Genomic DNA, 16,292 nt, shown 5'->3' on the forward strand with positions numbered 1-16,292 from the left:
TGCATATTTACCCAGTTTTCAAGGCGTCTAAAATCATCCGAACTGGAATTGAATACCAATTGTGTGCCATTCTATATAGGTGAAGGGGATTTGAGATACGTCTCCGGCCACTTATTCCAATATCAATATATAGGACCCGCCTTTAAATATTACTTGAGGCTTATCGCACTCCTTGAAACCCATTCCGATATACATCGGCAAACAACCTACGGAGGTACACCAGAACATGGGAGCTTTCCCGGCTGTCTTCAACTTCGGTAAAAAGAATGGCAACACCACAGTCGAACACCGCGACGTCGTCATCGTTGGCGCGGGCTCTGCCGGCTCTGTGCTGGCCAACCGGCTGTCCGCAGACCACACTCAGCACGTGCTCGTACTCGAGGCCGGCCGTATGGACTCCCTCTGGGACCTCTACATTCACATGCCTTCGGCATTCTCCTTCCCAATCGGCAACAAGTACTACGACTGGAAGTACGAATCCGAGCCGGAACCGGAGATGAACGGTCGCCGCATCTACCATGCCCGCGGCAAGGTCGTCGGCGGCTCCTCCTCCATCAACGGCCAGATCTACCAGCGCGGTAACCCGATGGACTACGACAAGTGGGGCGACACCAAGGGGCTGGAGAACTGGGGTTGGAACCATGTTCTGCCGTACTTCAAGCGCATGGAAAATGCGCTGGGCTCTGACAAGGACGACCCACGCCGCGGCCACGACGGCCCGCTGCGTATGAAGCGCGGTCCGGCCGATTCTCCGCTGTTCAAGGCCTTCTTTAAGTCGGTCCAGCAGGCTGGTTACAACTACACTCCGGACGTCAACGGCTACCGCCAGGAGGGCTTCGGTCCCTTCGACGCGAACATCGACAAGGGCCGCCGTCTCTCCGCAGCTCGTGCATACCTGCACCCGGCCCTGCAGCGTCCGAATCTGGAACTCCGCACCCGCGCAGAAGCCACCCGCGTCCTCTTCGAGGGCACCAAGGCCGTCGGCATTGAGTACACCTGGAAGGGTCGCACTCACCAGGTGCGAGCAGACAAGGTCATCCTCTGTGGTGGCGCTTTCAACTCTCCGCAGCTGCTCGAGGTCTCCGGCGTTGGCGATGAGAAGATTCTGAATGCCGCCGGAGTGAACGTCGTCAAGCACCTGCCTGGTGTCGGCGAGAACCTGCAGGACCACCTGGAGGTCTACATTCAGTACAACGCCACCCAGCCTGTGTCTTCACAGCCGTACCTGGAGAAGTGGCGTTGGCCGTTCATTGGCCTGTGGTGGATGCTCACCCACAAGGGCCCGGTGGCGACGTCGCACTTTGAGGGTGGTGGCTTCGCACGCTCCAACGACAACGAGCCCTACCCGAACCTGATGTTCCACTTCCTGCCGCTGGCCATGCGTTACGACGGCACGAAGATCGATAGCCCACACGGTTTCCAGTTCCACGTTGGCCCGATGTACTCGGACGCCCGTGGCCATGTCCACATCACCTCCTCGGACATCAAGGTCAAGCCGTCGATTCTGTTCAACTACCTGTCCACTGATCAGGACCGCCGTGAATGGGTCGAGGCTGTCAAGGTCTCCCGTAAGCTGCTGGACACCCCGGCAATGAAGGAGTACACCGACGGCGAGATTTCCCCGGGTGCAGATGTGCAGACCGACGAGGAAATTCTCGAGTGGGTCCGCAAGGATGCCGAGACCGCACTGCACCCATCCTGCACCTGCAAGATGGGTCCGGCCTCCGACGAGATGGCCGTGGTCGATCCGGAAACCATGCAGGTTCACGGCACCGAGGGCCTCTACGTGGTTGACGCTTCGGTCATGCCGGGCATCACCAACGGCAATATCTACGCACCGACCATGATGATTGCCGAAAAGGCCGCTGACCTCATCGCCGGCAAGACTCCGCTGGCACCGCAGGACATTCCGTTCTACCGCGCCGGCCAGGGTATGCCGCTGGATCCGCCGGAGAACAATAAGTAGTTCTTGAGGCGGTAGCGGGTAGCGCGGAGTCTATTGCGCAACGCCGTTCGTCGGCATTGGTCGGGTTCTCCCACATGGGGGAATCCGGCCTTAGTGTTACTCTCGTTCTATGAGCAGTACAACCTCGCAGTCAACCGAAGACCTTCGACGCTCATCAATCATCTTGGCACCGATGGCCGGTGGTCCATCCACGCCCGAACTCGTCGCGGCAGTTTCCAATGCTGGTGGGGTCGGCACGCTTGCCGCTGGATATCTCACTGTTGAAAAGCTCACTGAACAGGCACGGCAGACGTGCGCGCTGCTTGACGAGGGCAAAGGTTTCGGCATCAACCTCTTCTGCCTCAACACGGCTGACGCCGGTGGCGGAACCTCCGAGGAGGAGCTTGCGCAGTGGACCACGTTTCGCGACCGCTTAGTGTCGGCGGCAGACCACTTCGACATCGACTTGCCTGACACTCCGACCTGGTCAGATGACTACTTCTCGGCGAAAATCGAGGCAATTCTCGCTGATGATTTTCTGCCCAACCCCGATGCGCTGGAGTTCGTCTCCTTCACCTTTGGCTATCCAGATAAAGAAGTCGTTGCTCGGGTAAAGGAATCTGGCCGCAAAGTGGTGCTGAATGCGACCTCGATCGAGGGGGTGCGGGCGGCGGCTGTAGCTGGCGCTGATCGCATTGTCCTGCAGGGACTAGCTGCGGGTGGGCACCGCGCATTTGTGAAAGGGAAGGATTCGTCCGACAGCATTGGGGTCTCAGTAGAAGAGCTTGCTCAGGCAATCACCGAAGCATGTGCAGTTACCGATGTACCTATCATCGCCGCTGGTGGGGTGGGTAACCGAGAGGACGTCGTCAAGCTTGTGGAAGCCGGGGCGGTGGCTGTGCAAGTTGGCACACGGTTCCTCACCAGCGCGGAAGCGGGTACGAAGGAGACACACCGACGGGCACTGTGTGATTTGATGGAACGTAACACCGTTTTGACTCACGCGTTTTCCGGAAAGCCCGCGCGTGCCATCGAGAACACGTTTACCCGGGAGTTTTCTAGGGTCGCACCGGAGCTTTACCCGCAACTGCACTACTTGACCACGCCGATTCGCGGCGCGGCGAATAAGTCCGGCGATCCTGAATATCTCAGTTTATGGGCGGGTATCGCGTTTGCACAGTGCGAGGATCAAACTGCGGGCGATGTCGTTGCGGAGCTTTCCGGCTCCGCCGAGTAATACGAAACCACCGAAGCTATAAACAGCACAATGACCAGCCACGGGCATACATCGCGGCTGGTCATTGTGCTTTATTTGTGACGATGGCTTTTATGCCGACGGCGCAGTTGTGGCGTTAGGCGTCGAGCAGCCAATCGTTCGGGCTGAACAGCTCGAAGTGAACGTTATTGCGGTCAATACCGCGATCGGCGAGCTGCTGGCGAATGGCCTGCAGGAAACCATTGCCACCACAGAGGTAGAACTGAGCGCCCTCCGGCAGCTCCGTATCAGCCAGATTCATCAAATCCGGCTCGTACCACACCTGCTGGTGGGCATTGGCCAGTGCAGAGACTGCGTTATTGCGTTCTGCGCGCAGGGCATCTGCGGCTTCTGCGCGGTCCGCGTGGAGGACGACGACATCACGCTTGGAGTCGGCTGCCACCAGGGCATCCAGCATGCCAATCATGGGGGTGGCGCCAATACCTGCGGAAATGAGCACTACCGGGTCATCGGACTTTGTATCCAACACCAGGTCACCTGCAGGCAGAGAAATTTCGATCGCATCGCCCGGCTGCACCTTTTCCCACAGCTGTGTGGAAACTTCGCCAGCCGGTAGGTCCTCGGAGGCATCGACACGACGAACCGCGAAGGTCAGAACACCTTCCTCGCCGCCGACCAGAGAGTATTGCCGTAGCTGGCCGGCGCCGTCCGGCATGGTCTGACGTACGGAGATGTACTGTCCCGGGAGGTAGGAAACGGGGGTTTCGTCGTCAAGCTTGACGGAGAACACTGCGACGTCATCACCGCGCTCTTCACGAGAGACGACATGAGCGGCGCGGAAGACATCGCCTGCTTCGACACCGAGGTCGTCATAGAGCCCCTTCTCGAAGTTGATGAGAACACGCTCCATCTCCAGGTAGACGGCATCCCACGCGTCGCGGACAGCTCCCTGAAAGACCTCTGGGGTGAGGATTTCCTCGATGGCATCGAAGAGGTGCTTGTGTACGATTGGGTACTGCTCCGGCTTGATGCCAACGGAGATGTGCTTGTGGCCGATGCGGGAAAGCAGTTCTTCCGGGGCGGGAGCATCTGGGTCGACCAGGGTAGCTGCGAAGGTAGCGACGGATGCCGCCAGCGCCTTCTGCTGAGCACCCTGCTTCTGGTTGCCGCGGTTGAAGGTATCGGCAATGAGCTCCGGGTGAGCAGCGAACATCCGGTTATAGAAGTTCGGCGTGATTTTCTCGATGTTGGCACCGACAACGGGCAGGGTTTGAGTGACGATTTCAGCCTGCTCTGGAGTCAGGCCGTTCTTGTTGACATTCAGGTTTGGCATGACTTCACAATAACACTATATTGCGTATTCCGTTTGCGTATTATTGCCCAATGATGTCCCTAACTCCTCTTTGCGGTTGAGTTTTACCCGCCTTGAACTGCACAAATGGCAATGCCGAAAATTTCACCAGAAAACTTCGACAGCACCGTTTTTAGCTTTTTCAACCCGCGGTTAGACCTTCAGCTCTGCACCTAAACCGGACGAATATTGAGCTGGGTACTCCCCTGCGAACCGCCTCCCTCGGGGCGATTGGCATCCACACCATTAGCCGATTTGTGCGGAATGAGATCAGCAATCAACACTGGATCCAGTGCGGCGAAGAACGCCTCCTGCGCAGCCGCTAACTTGCCACGCAACAGGCACGTCGGCAGTAATGGGCAGTCAGTGCCGACACAATCGACGACCTCATTGTTTTCCAGAGTGCGCAGCAGCTTGCCGACGGATTTTTCCGTAGCCGACTCGCGCAGATAGATGCCACCATTGCGCCCCTTGACCGCCTCCAAGAAGCCGAGCTCCACAAGTCGCGAGACAACCTTGGAAACATGCGCGCGAGACGCATTGAGAGACTCCGCCACCTCGGCAGCGGTGTATTTGCGCCCCGGCTCCCCCATCGCCATCAAAGTGATGACACGCAGGCTCAAATCAGAGAAAAGCGTTAATTGCATTGCGTGTCACCCTTCATCGTTGTACTGCACAAACCACCCCCTTGCCAGCCGCTTCGGGCAACAAGGGGGTGGTTCTATGTTCTAGCTTTTCGCAAGGCTAGCTAGCAAGATCTTAGTCCTGCAGGCTCTTCTCGATACGAGCCTTCAGAGCCTCGAACTCGTCCCAGACTTCCTGCGGAACGCGGTCGCCGAGGAACTTCAGCCACTCCTCGTTGTCCGGCAGGTCACCCTGCCACTTAGCAGCCGGTGCCTTCAGGGCTTCCTTGACATCGGCGAAGTCGATGTCAAGGCCAGTCAGGTCCAGGTCCTCTGCCTTAGCGGTGTGACCAACAACGGTCTCCTTGGCGCCAACACGGCCCTCAATGCGGTCGATGATCCACTTGAGAACGCGAGAGTTGTCACCGAAGCCCGGCCACAGGAAGCGGCCGTCTTCGCCACGGCGGAACCAGTTAACCAGGAAGACCTCTGGCATCTTGTCGCCGCCCTTGGCGCCCATGTCGATCCAGTGCTGCAGGTAGTCACCGACGTTGTAGCCAATGAACGGCAGCATTGCCATCGGGTCGTGGCGCAGGGAGCCGACCTTGGCCTCAGCGGAAGCAGCGGTCTGGCCGGAAGCCAGGGTTGCACCGATGAAGGTTGCGTGGTTCCAGGACAGTGCCTGGGTCACCAGCGGCACAGTGTCCGGGCGGCGGCCACCGAACAGGATGGCGTCGATCGGGACACCCTGCGGGTCGTCGTACTCCGGTGCGGCGACCGGGCACTGCGAAATCGGGGTGCAGTAACGGGAGTTCGGGTGCGAGGACAGCTCGTCGGAATCCGGAGTCCAGTCATTGCCCTTCCAGTCAATGAGGTGATCCGGCTTGCCTTCCATGCCTTCCCACCAGACGTCACCATCGTCGGTCAGTGCGACGTTGGTGAACAGGGTGTTACCGGCCTCCATGGTCTTCATGGCGTTCGGGTTGGAGGAGTAGTTGGTGCCCGGCGCAACACCGAAGAAGCCATTCTCCGGGTTAACAGCGTACAGGCGACCGTCCTCACCAAACTTCAGCCATGCAATGTCGTCGCCGACGACCTCGGCCTTCCAGCCCTCGATGGTCGGAGTCAGCATAGCCAGGTTGGTCTTACCACATGCAGACGGGAATGCAGCGGCGATGTGGTAGGCCTTGCCCTCCGGATTGGTGAGCTTCAGGATGAGCATGTGCTCAGCCATCCAGCCCTCTTCCTTGGCCATGACCGAAGCGATACGCAGTGCGTAGCACTTCTTGGCCAGGATGGCGTTTCCGCCGTAGCCGGAACCGTAGGACCAAATCTCCTTGGTCTCCGGGAACTGGGTGATGTACTTCTCATCGTTGCACGGCCATGCAACGTCCTCCTGGCCCTCCTCCAGCGGAGCGCCAACGGAGTGCAGAGCGTGGACGAAGTCTCCGTCCGGGCCAATCTTGTCCAGGGCATCCTGACCCATGCGGGTCATGATTCGCATAGAGAGAACCACGTACTCCGAGTCGGTCAGCTGAACACCCAGCTTCGGCTCCGGGTCGGTGATCGGACCCATGCAGAACGGAACGACGAACATGGTGCGGCCCTTCATGGAACCGCGGTAGTGCTCGGTCATTTCCTTCTTCAGCTCGACCGGATCCGCCCAGTTGTTGGTCGGGCCAGCGTCCTCTTCCTTTTCAGAAGCGATGAACGTGCGGGACTCCACACGAGCAACGTCCTTCGGGTTAGAGCGGGCAAGGAAAGAGTTCGGGCGCTTTTCCTCATTCAGCTTGATAAGAGTTCCCTTATCAACCAGGTCCTGGGTAAGGCGGTTCCACTCTTCTTCCGAGCCATCAGCAAAGACAACCTTGTCTGGCTGGGTCAGTTCTACGACCTCAGCAATCCAGCGCAGCAGTTCGGAGTTCTCGGTCGGGGCCTGGCCCTCGAGACCAGGAATAGAAGGTGCGGACATCAGTTCTCCTGACTCATTGATTCGCGTCTTAATTTAAGGCTACCGGGGGATACCGAAAGTTGCCGGGCCCCACATCGACAATCTGCTCGTTCCCGCATTTACAAGCCGTTACATGACAGCTTTACAACAAATAATTTTCCTCGCCCCATTCTTGCGACCTGTTCATTTACGGCCATAACCAGTGAATAAGGCCAGCCTCACCACATAAATTGACAACCATTAACCCTTTGGGTGCAGTTACCCCCATTTGTAAGCAACCGAGACACGGGTACCCCCGCGCACCGTGGTTCCAAAGTCGTTAGTCCCAGCTGCCCCGAGCGGATTGCTCCCATGAGTACGCATCCCACTTCCCCGCGGCTGATGCCGGTTCCACTGCTGCTTCGCCCATCGCGTCAGCAGCCCTCACATCATCACTGCTCCAAGACTCCCAAGTGCCGTCAAAACGGACCGTCGTAACGTGATCCACCGTGCCGTCACCGTCCAGATCTGAATAGATTGACAACCCGGAATCGTCGGCAAGCGTAATTGACCCCTCGTCGTCGCCGAGGTCGTACAGCTGCCCATCGACCTCCACAACCAGCCCGGCGCCACCAACGTCCGCCGACTGCCCATCAATCGGTGTCGCCGCCTCCAAACCACACGGAGTAGCGAGCGAACGCGCCTCCACCCCGCCATCGGACGCGGGTTGATCGGAAAAGTACTGCAGTAAAGAAAACTCATCCATCGTGATATCCCCCTATTTCTCTTCGCTGTCACAGCTATCGTGCAGGCGTTCCGGTGTACTCCGCCAGCTGTTCTATTCGCCATCCCGGACCCCGCGCACCAAGGGCCTCACGCACCGTCATCTCCACGGACTGTGTCCATCTTCGTCGCAGATGGGCAAGGTAATTTGCCCGCCACTGCGCGGTGCGTTGGCGTGCGTTACGACGAATCGTTGCGCCCACCGCCACCACCGCAACACCGAGGCCTATTGCAAGTGCGACCAGCTGCGCCGCAAGCGTCGGCACCCCAATCCACATCAGCAATCCGTGGACGATCCGCACTGCACCGACCGCCACGCCAAGCGATGCCACCGCCACCAGAGCGTCCATGGCATAACTGGGGCGAGCCGGGCTTGCTGGAGCGGGCACTGAGACTTCCACACGAAAGCCCAATTCGTCGCCACACCGCTGTTGCAGCCGCGTCGCTGCGACCTCGGCACGACCCTGAAGTTCCGCCTGATCACCTGCGGGGCCGTCAGCCACCTCCTGGAGTGCATCCCGCACTGCACTCTCAGCTGCCAACTGCATCTTCCGCTGCAATCGCGCCGCCGCCCCGGCTCCGCGCGATCGCTCCTGTGCCAGCTGAGCTCGCACATTTCGAGCCCGGCGCGCACTCAGTGTTTCCCCCGGGTTTCTGGGCGGGCCTTCTGCCAGCAGAACCAGGGTTCTGGCCATCCTCTCGTCCAGCGCTCCCATCGGGATTGTGCTGTCGATTTCCTGACGCCAGGCCTCGGCATACTCACCATTGCCAATCAGGCCAACTGCAACACGGCCGGTGGCTTGGCTAATGGCTGCAACCGTGCTGACGCACTCCCGCGTGGGCTGCACCTCGCTGTCTGCAACATAGAGCACCACGGCGCTGCGTTTATCCACAACCTCCAGGCGACGTGGCGGAGTCGCAGTATCAACAATCTGCGAGAAGTCCGCGCGGTCCGCTGCGTCCCCGGCTTTGGTGACAAGTAGCGGTGGCTGCTCCGGCCCCTCGGCCGAGACCGGGCGTGGCTCAACTACGTCCGGTGCTGCCATAACAGCTCCTCCAGGCTGTCTCTAGCAGCGGGAAAGGCCGCCGCAATCTCAGTCAACTGCACTGCGAGTAGCCCGTCATCATTGCGTGATCCGCCTTTCACACCGCGGCGTTCAGCAATCTTCCGTAACGCGGAGCTGAACAAAAAGGTGTGTTCAGCTGTCTCGTTTGTGGCGATGTCGCAATACTCGTCGGCAAGCGAATGGCGAATCGGTTGTTGCTCGATGACCAGCGCGACAGAGACGGACAGCTTGTCGGCCAGCTCCTCGTGACATTGCGAAAACGCCTCGCGCACAGCGGTTTCGCGCACGCCCCTGCGCAATCGCGCGCAGATTATCGATGGCCGTTTCTCGCGCTCAAGCGCCTTGGCGACGCACACCTCCGCACCGCTCGTGTGTGTGGTGTCCGAGTGCGCGACCTGCCGTGCTGACAGCCAGTCCACCACAGCGGCGCGCAACGACGACGATGTAGATCCTGTTGACGGCTGTGTTGTTTCCGTGACGTCACTTGCGGAAATAAGGTCCATTCGGCCTAGTCCCCTCCCATAAATCCCCTGCGTGGTTTAGTTAAAAAACCTGCGTAACCCCCATACGGCCTGTGGGCCAGAATCCGCGCCCTGAAACACTGCGTTAGGCAGACCCCAAGCACCGCTTCAACCAACGAATAAGCGCGGCTTCGCGTTCAGCCTACAGCGGACCGCGGATTCGGCAAGTCGACAAAACAACTTGCCTCGCCGTGCCGCCAGTTCGGGACGACGCGGCATCGTCAACCGAAGTGAAACCGCCAGGACAACAACAAAAATCCTAGGGGCAATGATTGGATAGTTGGCCGATGTCGTGGACAATAGGGAACGTGACTACTTCTGATTTTTCTGAAAATATCGAACAGCCTGCGGTTTCGCAGGAATCTGAACCATTGCCAACTCACGGAGACGAGCAGGCGGAACAGCCGCATGAGCGCCAGCCGAAGAAGGGCGAATTGCCTGCAGGTCGTCCGGAAAAGACCCAATTCGACGACGGTCTTGACTACCCGCGCATCGGCAATCTGTCCTTCCGCCGCGGCACTTTGACCCCCAACCAGGAAAGAATCTGGGAAGACAACTGGGACACTTACGGCAAGGTCCTCTCCGACGAAGTCATTGACGTGGAGGAATGGTTTGGCCGCAAGGGCCCGACCATCGTCGAGATTGGCTGCGGCACCGGCACGTCCACCGTGGCTATGGCTCCGCAAGAACCGGACCACAACATCATCGCAGTTGAGCTTTACCGCCCTGGCCTGGCGAAACTGCTCTCTGCCACCGTGCGCAATGAGGTGCCGAACATCCGCATGGTCCGCGGCGACGGCGTCGAGGTTTTGCAGCGCATGATCGAGCCGGAGTCGCTGGCCGGCGTGCGCCTGTTCTTCCCGGACCCGTGGCCGAAGGCACGCCATCACAAGCGCCGCATTGTGCAGTCCGGCACGTTGCGCCTGATCTCTTCGCGTCTGAAGCCCGGCGGCATTTTCCACGCCGCCACCGACCACGCGGACTACGTCGAGTGGATCGAAGAACTTCGCGATGTCGAGCCGACGCTCGAGCCCATCGCCTGGCCGTGGCCGGAATCCCCCATGCTTCTCGACCGACCGACGACCAAGTTCGAAGCCCGCGGCCTGGACCTCGACCACGACATCCACGAGTTCATCTGGCGCAAGAAAGAGGCATAGGAACATGAGCACTACCCAGAACACCTCTGCCAGCTACAACACCACCGAAACGCACCCCACCGCACTGCTCGTATGGGACGCCCCGAACTTGGACATGGGGCTCGGCGCTATCCTTGGATCCCGCCCGACCGCCGCACACCGCCCGCGCTTCGACGCCGTGGGCAAATGGCTTATCGACGAAGCCGAGCGCGTATCCAACAAAATCGGTTCCGATGTCCTCCCCGAGGCCACGGTATTCACCAACGTTAACCCGGGCTCTGCGGAGATTGTCCGCCCCTGGGTCGAGGCGCTGCGCAATGTCGGTTTCGCGGTCTTCGCAAAGCCGAAGATTGAAGAGGACACCGACGTTGACCCGGACATGATTGCGCACATCCAACGGCGTTACGACGAAGGTGTGTTGCGCAGTGTCGTCGTTGCGTCCGCCGATGGCCAGAACTTCCAAGAGCTGCTGGAAAAGCTCGCCTCCGAGGGGATTCCGGTAACCGTCATCGGTTTTCACGAGCATGCTTCCTGGGCGCTGGCCTCCGATGCGATTCGCTTCGTTGACCTGGAGGAAATCAAGGGCGTCTTCCGTGAGCCGCTACCCCGTATCGACCTCGACCGCCTACCGGATGGCGGTGCGTGGCTGCAGCCGTTCCGTCCGCTCACGTCGTTGCTCAAAGAGCGCGACGGTAAGAACGACGACTAGGGAGACCACCGCCGCGACGAACAGGCTTCTTTTTTATGTCACGACTTAAAAATGTCCTCAAAACCGGCAATTCGAGCTGGCTACGATCGATAATCCTCGTACCCCTCGTGATTGCCGGTATCGTCCTGACGGTAAGAAACTGGGACAGTGTCGTCCAAGGGCTGCACATTCTTGCAGATGTTGACGCTAAGTGGCTGTTCATCTCCATTTTTTCCGTGGCTTTTTCGCTCTACGCGATGGCGGAAGTGATGCGTCTGCTGTTGCGAGCTGGAGGCGTAAAAGCAGCCACTCGCCGCAGCACCAATGCGTTAACCCTCGCATCCAACGCGTGGGCGGTCACCGTTCCCGGTGGTGCTGCATTTTCCACGGCGCTGCAGATTAAGCGCATGATGCAGTGGGGCGCATCCGCGGTCCTTGTCAGCTGGTTCGTGCTTTTTTCGGGTGCGTTGTCGTTTTTAGGTCTGGCATTTCTGGGGCTTGGCAGCCTCTTCTTCGTAGGGCAGGGCGGCACGACCGCAGTGCTCATCGCTATGGCAATTGTGGTGTTACTAGCCACCATTTTGCTGTGGCGGATTTCGCAGAACCCAGCTTTCCTCAACAAGGCGGGTGCATGGTGTCTACGTGTCTTTAACAAGATTCGAAAGAAGCCCGCAGACACCGATGTCGACCGACTTGAAGAGTCCATCAAACAGCTGACCAGCGTGAAGTTGCCCGTGCAAACTTTAGCTCTTTCCTTCACCTGGTCCTTTATCAACTGGGTCGCGGAAATTGTCTGTCTCTACGCCGCCATCCGGGCCGTTGGTGTCGATGACATCTCCGCTACGAAGGTGCTGCTGGCCTTCGTAACCGGCAAGCTCGCGGGTTTCATCCAGGCCACACCGGGCGGCATCGGCACTGTCGAGGCCGCTTTGACTGCGGCTCTCATCGCAGGCGGCACCACCGGCGCCGAGGCTTTTGCAGCGGTGCTGGTCTACCGCATCGTTTCCTTCGTCCTGGTGGCAATTGTGGGCTGGATTATCTACGCCCTCGGCTTCGACCACAAGGATCAGTCCGAGCATCAGCCTGTCGCTGACCGCTGATGGCTTCCTCGCCGCTGGTCGCTGGTCACCCACCGATCTGCGGGGTCGCTAGACTAAGAAGCATGAACACACGCGTATCGACGTTCTTGATTGACATCCTCGCCATCTTTATTTTCGCCGTGTTAGCGCGCCTGGCTCACAACACTCCCGAGGATCCTTTTACCTTCATCAATATCCTCGATACCTGGTGGCCGTTCGCAATCGGTGTCCTCCTGGGAACCGCGCTGATTAAGAATGAGCCGAACCCGCGTGCAGTGAGTTCAGGCGCAATTGTGTGGCTCGGTACTGTCGTCGTCGGCCTCGCTGTGTGGGCCACCCGCAATTCGGCAGTCCCGCACTGGTCCTTCATTCTGGTCGCCTCAGTCATGAGCGCCTTGCTGCTGCTGGGTTGGCGAGCAGCGTCGAATGCGGTTGCTCGTAAGTCTCTGGACTAAGCCTTCGGACCCGTTCCTAACCCTTCGGTTTAGTTCACTGACTAAATCTGGTTTTTAATTTTTGCGCTGCGCCTCGATAATTGAAGAATGGACAAATCTTCTGACGAGGCTCTCGGCAATCAACCAACTGCTGAGACCCAACGAAATCATAAGCCCGCAGGGTCCAGCGAAGAACGCACGTTCATGGGCCAACCGTGGGGTCTCGCCAACCTCTTCGGCATCGAAATGTGGGAGCGCTTCAGCTTCTACGGCATGCAGGCCATCCTGGCTTTCTACATGTACCACGAGACCACTCAGGGCGGTCTCGGCCTGGACAAGGGTGCTGCTACCTCCATCGTCGGTGCTTACGGCGGTCTTGTCTACATGGCCGCACTCGTTGCCTCTCTGGTTGCCGACCGTATCCTTGGCTCGGAGCGGACACTGTTCTACTCCGCCATCCTGGTCATGATTGGCCACATCTCCTTGGCATTCATCCCCGGCGTGATTGGCCTGGCTATTGGCCTTGTCTCCATCGCAATCGGCTCTGGCGGCGTGAAGACCAACGCACAGGTCGTGCTGGGTCAGCTCTACGCCAAGGACGACCCGCGTCGTGATGCCGGCTTCTCCATCTTTTACATGGGCGTCAATATCGGCGCCCTGTTCGGCCCACTGCTCACCGGCTGGATTTGGGGCATGAAAGGCTTCCACTGGGGCTTCGGCCTTGCCGCTATCGGTATGGCTGCCGGCCTGGTTCAGTACATCCTGATGCGCAAGTCCACCATCGCCGAGGCTGGCCATGAGATTCCGAACCCGCTGCCGAAGAAGCAGTACCCGGTATGGATTGGCATTGCAGTAATCATCACTGTTGTCTCGGTTACGCTGGTTTCCACCGGAATTGTTCCGGTCACTTCTCTTTCCACTGTGGTCACAGTGATTGCACTGATCGCCGCTGTGGTGCTGTGGTGGCAGATGTACTCCTCGCCACTTACGACGAAATCGGAGAAGACTCGTCTGGTCGGCTTCATCCCGATGTTCGTCTCAGGCGTGCTGTTCTTCGGTATCTTCCAGCAGCAGTTCACGGTGCTGGCCATCTACTCAGATATCCGCCTCGACCGGGAGATCTTCGGTTGGGAAATGTCTCCAGCCTGGGTTAACTCGATCAACCCAATCTTCATCATCGCCTTCTCGATGGTCTTTGCAGCCGCCTGGTCCAAGCTTGGTGACCGTCAGTGGTCCACCCCAGTCAAGTTCGGCGTCGCCAACATCATCATCGGTATCTCGCTGTTCTTCTTCATTCCATTCTCCGGTGGCGGTGAGAACTCCACTCCGCTGTATGCGATTATCTGGATTCTCTTCCTGTTCACCATGGGTGAGCTCATGCTGAGCCCGGTCGGCAACGCCCTTGCTACCAAGGTCGCTCCGGCAGCATTCCCGTCGCGCATGATGGCCGTCTGGCTGATGGCAGTCGCTATGGGTACTTCGCTGGCAGGCACCCTGGCTGGCTTCTACAACTACGAAGATGCCGCTGCTGAGAACACCTTCTTCATCACCCTGGGCATCGCCTCTGTTGTCCTGGGCCTGATTCTGCTCGCACTGCGCAAGTGGATTGTCAAGGAGTTCGTCGACGTCCGATAAGGCCGTAAGGCTGGCCCTCGCTCTGGCACAGCCCACGCCCACGCTCTCCCCTCCCCTCCCCCCCACTTCACGACACCTATGCCACCTCATGCCACCTCCACAGCTGGCACAAGGTGCCACGGGTGTCGTGAAGTGTCTTAAGCGGTCCCTGAACATGCTTCGCCACAAACTCGCCACCAGCACAACCGCCATCCACAGATTTTCCCCACCTCCCCACCGGCTAAAATTGAGGCCATGTTTGCCATCATTACCGTCACCGGCGAGGATCACACCGGCATCATCGCCGCCGTCACCACTGCTCTGGCGGAGCAGGACGTCAACATCGTCGATGTTTCCCAGACCCTCATGGATAAATGGTTCACCATGATCCTGCGGGTGGAGTTCAACGAGAAGGCCACCCCCATCAGCACGCTGCAGGGTTACATGGATTCCGTCGGCAAGCGGGAGGGGCTTGTCATTCGAATCCAGTCTGAGGCGCTGTTCAACGCCGTCAACGAGATTTAAAGGGCGCGACCAGGATGGATTTCAACTTCGCGCAATCTAAGTTCCTCGACACCATTGACATGATCGAGAAGTACCGTCTGGATATCCGGACGGTCACCATGGGGATTTCCCTGCTCGAGTGCTCTCGCTCTGAAATGGAAGCCACCGCACAGGCGGTGTATGACCGCGTGACCAGGCAGGCCGCTCGCCTCGTGGAGGTCTGTGAGGGTATCGAGGCGGAGCTGGGCATTCCGATTGTCAATAAGCGCATCTCCGTCACACCAGTTTCCCTCATCACGGCCGGTTGCGAAGGCGATCCCACGGTGGTTGCCAAGGCGCTCGACCGCGCCGCCCGCGATTCTGGCGTGAACTTCCTCGGCGGCTACTCGGCGCTCGTCGAAAAGGGTGCGACGACCAGCGAGAAGCGGCTCATCGACTCCATTCCCCACGCTCTGAGCGAGACCGAATTGGTGTGCAGCTCGGTCAACGTTGCGTCGTCACGCGCGGGCATCAACATGGATGCAGTGCGTCGCATGGGCGAGGTAGTAAAGGAAGCCGCGGCGCAAACCGCTGACCGCAGCTCGATTGCCTGCGCAAAGCTGGTGGTTTTCGCCAATGCGGTGGGCGACAATCCGTTCATGGCCGGCGCGTTCCACGGCGTCGGGGAGCCCGATTGTGTCGTGTCCGTCGGCGTTTCGGGTCCGGGGGTGGTCGATCGCGCGCTCGGCGATCTGCAGGGCGCCAGCTTCAACGAAGTCGCCGAGGAGATCAAGAAGGCGGCGTTCAAGATCACACGTACGGGTCAGCTGGTCGGCACGATGGCGTCGGAGCGCCTGGGCGTGCCTTTTGGCATCGTGGATCTCTCGCTCGCGCCGACCGCTGAGATGGGTGACTCCGTCGCTCACATCCTCGAGCACATGGGGTTGGAGCAGGTCGGTACGCACGGCACCACTGCCGCGCTCGCGCTGCTTAACGACGCCGTCAAGAAAGGCGGCCTGATGGCTTGTTCACGCGTCGGTGGACTGTCCGGGTCGTTCATCCCGGTCTCTGAGGACAAGGGCATGATTGATGCTGTCCGTGCGGGGTCGATCAGCATGGACAAGCTGGAGGCGATGACCTCTATTTGTTCGGTGGGCTTCGACATGATTGCAATTCCTGGTGACACGCCTGCGACCACGATTTCCGGCATGATTGCCGACGAAGCCGCCATCGGTGTGATGAACCACAAAACCACCGCCGCCCGCCTCATTCCGGTGCCGGGTACCAAGCCGGGCGATGAGGTGAACTTCGGTGGTCTGCTCGGATATGCGCCGGTCATTGATGTCAATGCCAAGGGCAATGCCGAGTTCATTGCCCGTGGCGGCTACATCCCCGCCCCGGTGCACGGGTTCAGGAACTAGC

At 59.2% G+C, this 16,292-nt stretch carries 15 protein-coding genes; 9 read left to right on the plus strand and 6 right to left on the minus strand.

The features are described from left to right. Window positions 1-226: 226 nt before the first annotated feature. Window positions 227-1,966 (plus strand): choline dehydrogenase, encoded by a 1,740-nt coding sequence (betA, locus tag HMPREF2614_RS01075; RefSeq protein WP_070559841.1) that lies wholly within the window; start codon window positions 227-229, stop codon window positions 1,964-1,966. Between the two features lie 109 nt (window positions 1,967-2,075). After that, the gene (locus tag HMPREF2614_RS01080) at window positions 2,076-3,182 is read left to right on the plus strand and encodes an NAD(P)H-dependent flavin oxidoreductase (RefSeq protein ID WP_070559843.1); all 1,107 of its coding nucleotides are present in this window, start codon (window positions 2,076-2,078) and stop codon (window positions 3,180-3,182) included. 115 nt (window positions 3,183-3,297) lie between these two features. Here HMPREF2614_RS01080 and HMPREF2614_RS01085 read toward each other — a convergent pair whose 3' ends face one another. The 6 genes from HMPREF2614_RS01085 to HMPREF2614_RS01110 form a co-directional block, all read right to left on the minus strand. Further along, window positions 3,298-4,494, minus strand: coding sequence for a globin domain-containing protein (locus tag HMPREF2614_RS01085; RefSeq protein WP_070559845.1), 1,197 nt, complete (start codon window positions 4,492-4,494; stop codon window positions 3,298-3,300). Between the two features lie 191 nt (window positions 4,495-4,685). Continuing rightward, the gene (locus HMPREF2614_RS01090) at window positions 4,686-5,159 is read right to left on the minus strand and encodes an RrF2 family transcriptional regulator (RefSeq protein ID WP_038626915.1); all 474 of its coding nucleotides are present in this window, start codon (window positions 5,157-5,159) and stop codon (window positions 4,686-4,688) included. A 112-nt stretch (window positions 5,160-5,271) separates the two neighbouring features. Continuing rightward, window positions 5,272-7,107: a phosphoenolpyruvate carboxykinase (GTP) gene (locus HMPREF2614_RS01095; RefSeq protein WP_070559847.1), complete on the minus strand. Its 1,836-nt coding sequence runs from the start codon at window positions 7,105-7,107 to the stop codon at window positions 5,272-5,274. Between the two features lie 298 nt (window positions 7,108-7,405). Then, a complete protein-coding gene (locus HMPREF2614_RS01100) occupies window positions 7,406-7,831 on the minus strand; it encodes a DUF6802 family protein (RefSeq protein ID WP_070559850.1) in 426 nt (141 codons plus the stop codon). 34 nt (window positions 7,832-7,865) lie between these two features. Further along, complete coding sequence (locus HMPREF2614_RS01105; protein WP_070559852.1) at window positions 7,866-8,894, minus strand: hypothetical protein; 1,029 nt, start codon at window positions 8,892-8,894, stop codon at window positions 7,866-7,868. Beyond that, window positions 8,876-9,418 carry a hypothetical protein gene (locus tag HMPREF2614_RS01110; RefSeq protein ID WP_070559854.1) on the minus strand — a complete coding sequence of 181 codons (543 nt, stop codon included), beginning with the start codon at window positions 9,416-9,418 and terminating at the stop codon, window positions 8,876-8,878. The genes HMPREF2614_RS01105 and HMPREF2614_RS01110 overlap by 19 nt, the downstream gene beginning before the upstream one ends. A 326-nt stretch (window positions 9,419-9,744) precedes the next feature. Here HMPREF2614_RS01110 and trmB point away from each other — a divergent pair, with 326 nt between their 5' ends. From trmB to HMPREF2614_RS01145, 7 genes are all read left to right on the plus strand, one after another. After that, entirely contained in the window at window positions 9,745-10,593 is an 849-nt protein-coding gene (trmB, locus tag HMPREF2614_RS01115) for a tRNA (guanosine(46)-N7)-methyltransferase TrmB (RefSeq protein ID WP_246815655.1), read from the plus strand. A gap of 4 nt (window positions 10,594-10,597) precedes the next feature. Next, window positions 10,598-11,281: an NYN domain-containing protein gene (locus tag HMPREF2614_RS01120; protein WP_070432088.1), complete on the plus strand. Its 684-nt coding sequence runs from the start codon at window positions 10,598-10,600 to the stop codon at window positions 11,279-11,281. Between the two features lie 35 nt (window positions 11,282-11,316). After that, window positions 11,317-12,360, plus strand: coding sequence for a lysylphosphatidylglycerol synthase transmembrane domain-containing protein (locus HMPREF2614_RS01125; protein ID WP_222867039.1), 1,044 nt, complete (start codon window positions 11,317-11,319; stop codon window positions 12,358-12,360). A 62-nt stretch (window positions 12,361-12,422) separates the two neighbouring features. Then, window positions 12,423-12,794, plus strand: coding sequence for a DUF3054 domain-containing protein (locus HMPREF2614_RS01130; protein ID WP_038626933.1), 372 nt, complete (start codon window positions 12,423-12,425; stop codon window positions 12,792-12,794). An 87-nt stretch (window positions 12,795-12,881) separates the two neighbouring features. Then, a complete protein-coding gene (locus tag HMPREF2614_RS01135; protein WP_070559858.1) occupies window positions 12,882-14,408 on the plus strand; it encodes a peptide MFS transporter in 1,527 nt (508 codons plus the stop codon). Window positions 14,409-14,642: 234 nt separating this feature from the next. Beyond that, on the plus strand, window positions 14,643-14,912 hold the full coding sequence (locus HMPREF2614_RS01140; RefSeq protein WP_016421638.1) for an ACT domain-containing protein: 270 nt from the start codon (window positions 14,643-14,645) through the stop codon (window positions 14,910-14,912). A gap of 14 nt (window positions 14,913-14,926) precedes the next feature. Beyond that, on the plus strand, window positions 14,927-16,291 hold the full coding sequence (locus HMPREF2614_RS01145) for a PFL family protein (protein WP_069359737.1): 1,365 nt from the start codon (window positions 14,927-14,929) through the stop codon (window positions 16,289-16,291). Window position 16,292 lies beyond the last annotated feature (1 nt).

The sequence above is a fragment of the Corynebacterium sp. HMSC074C11 genome (genome assembly GCF_001809455.1).
GTDB lineage: Bacteria > Actinomycetota > Actinomycetes > Mycobacteriales > Mycobacteriaceae > Corynebacterium > Corynebacterium amycolatum.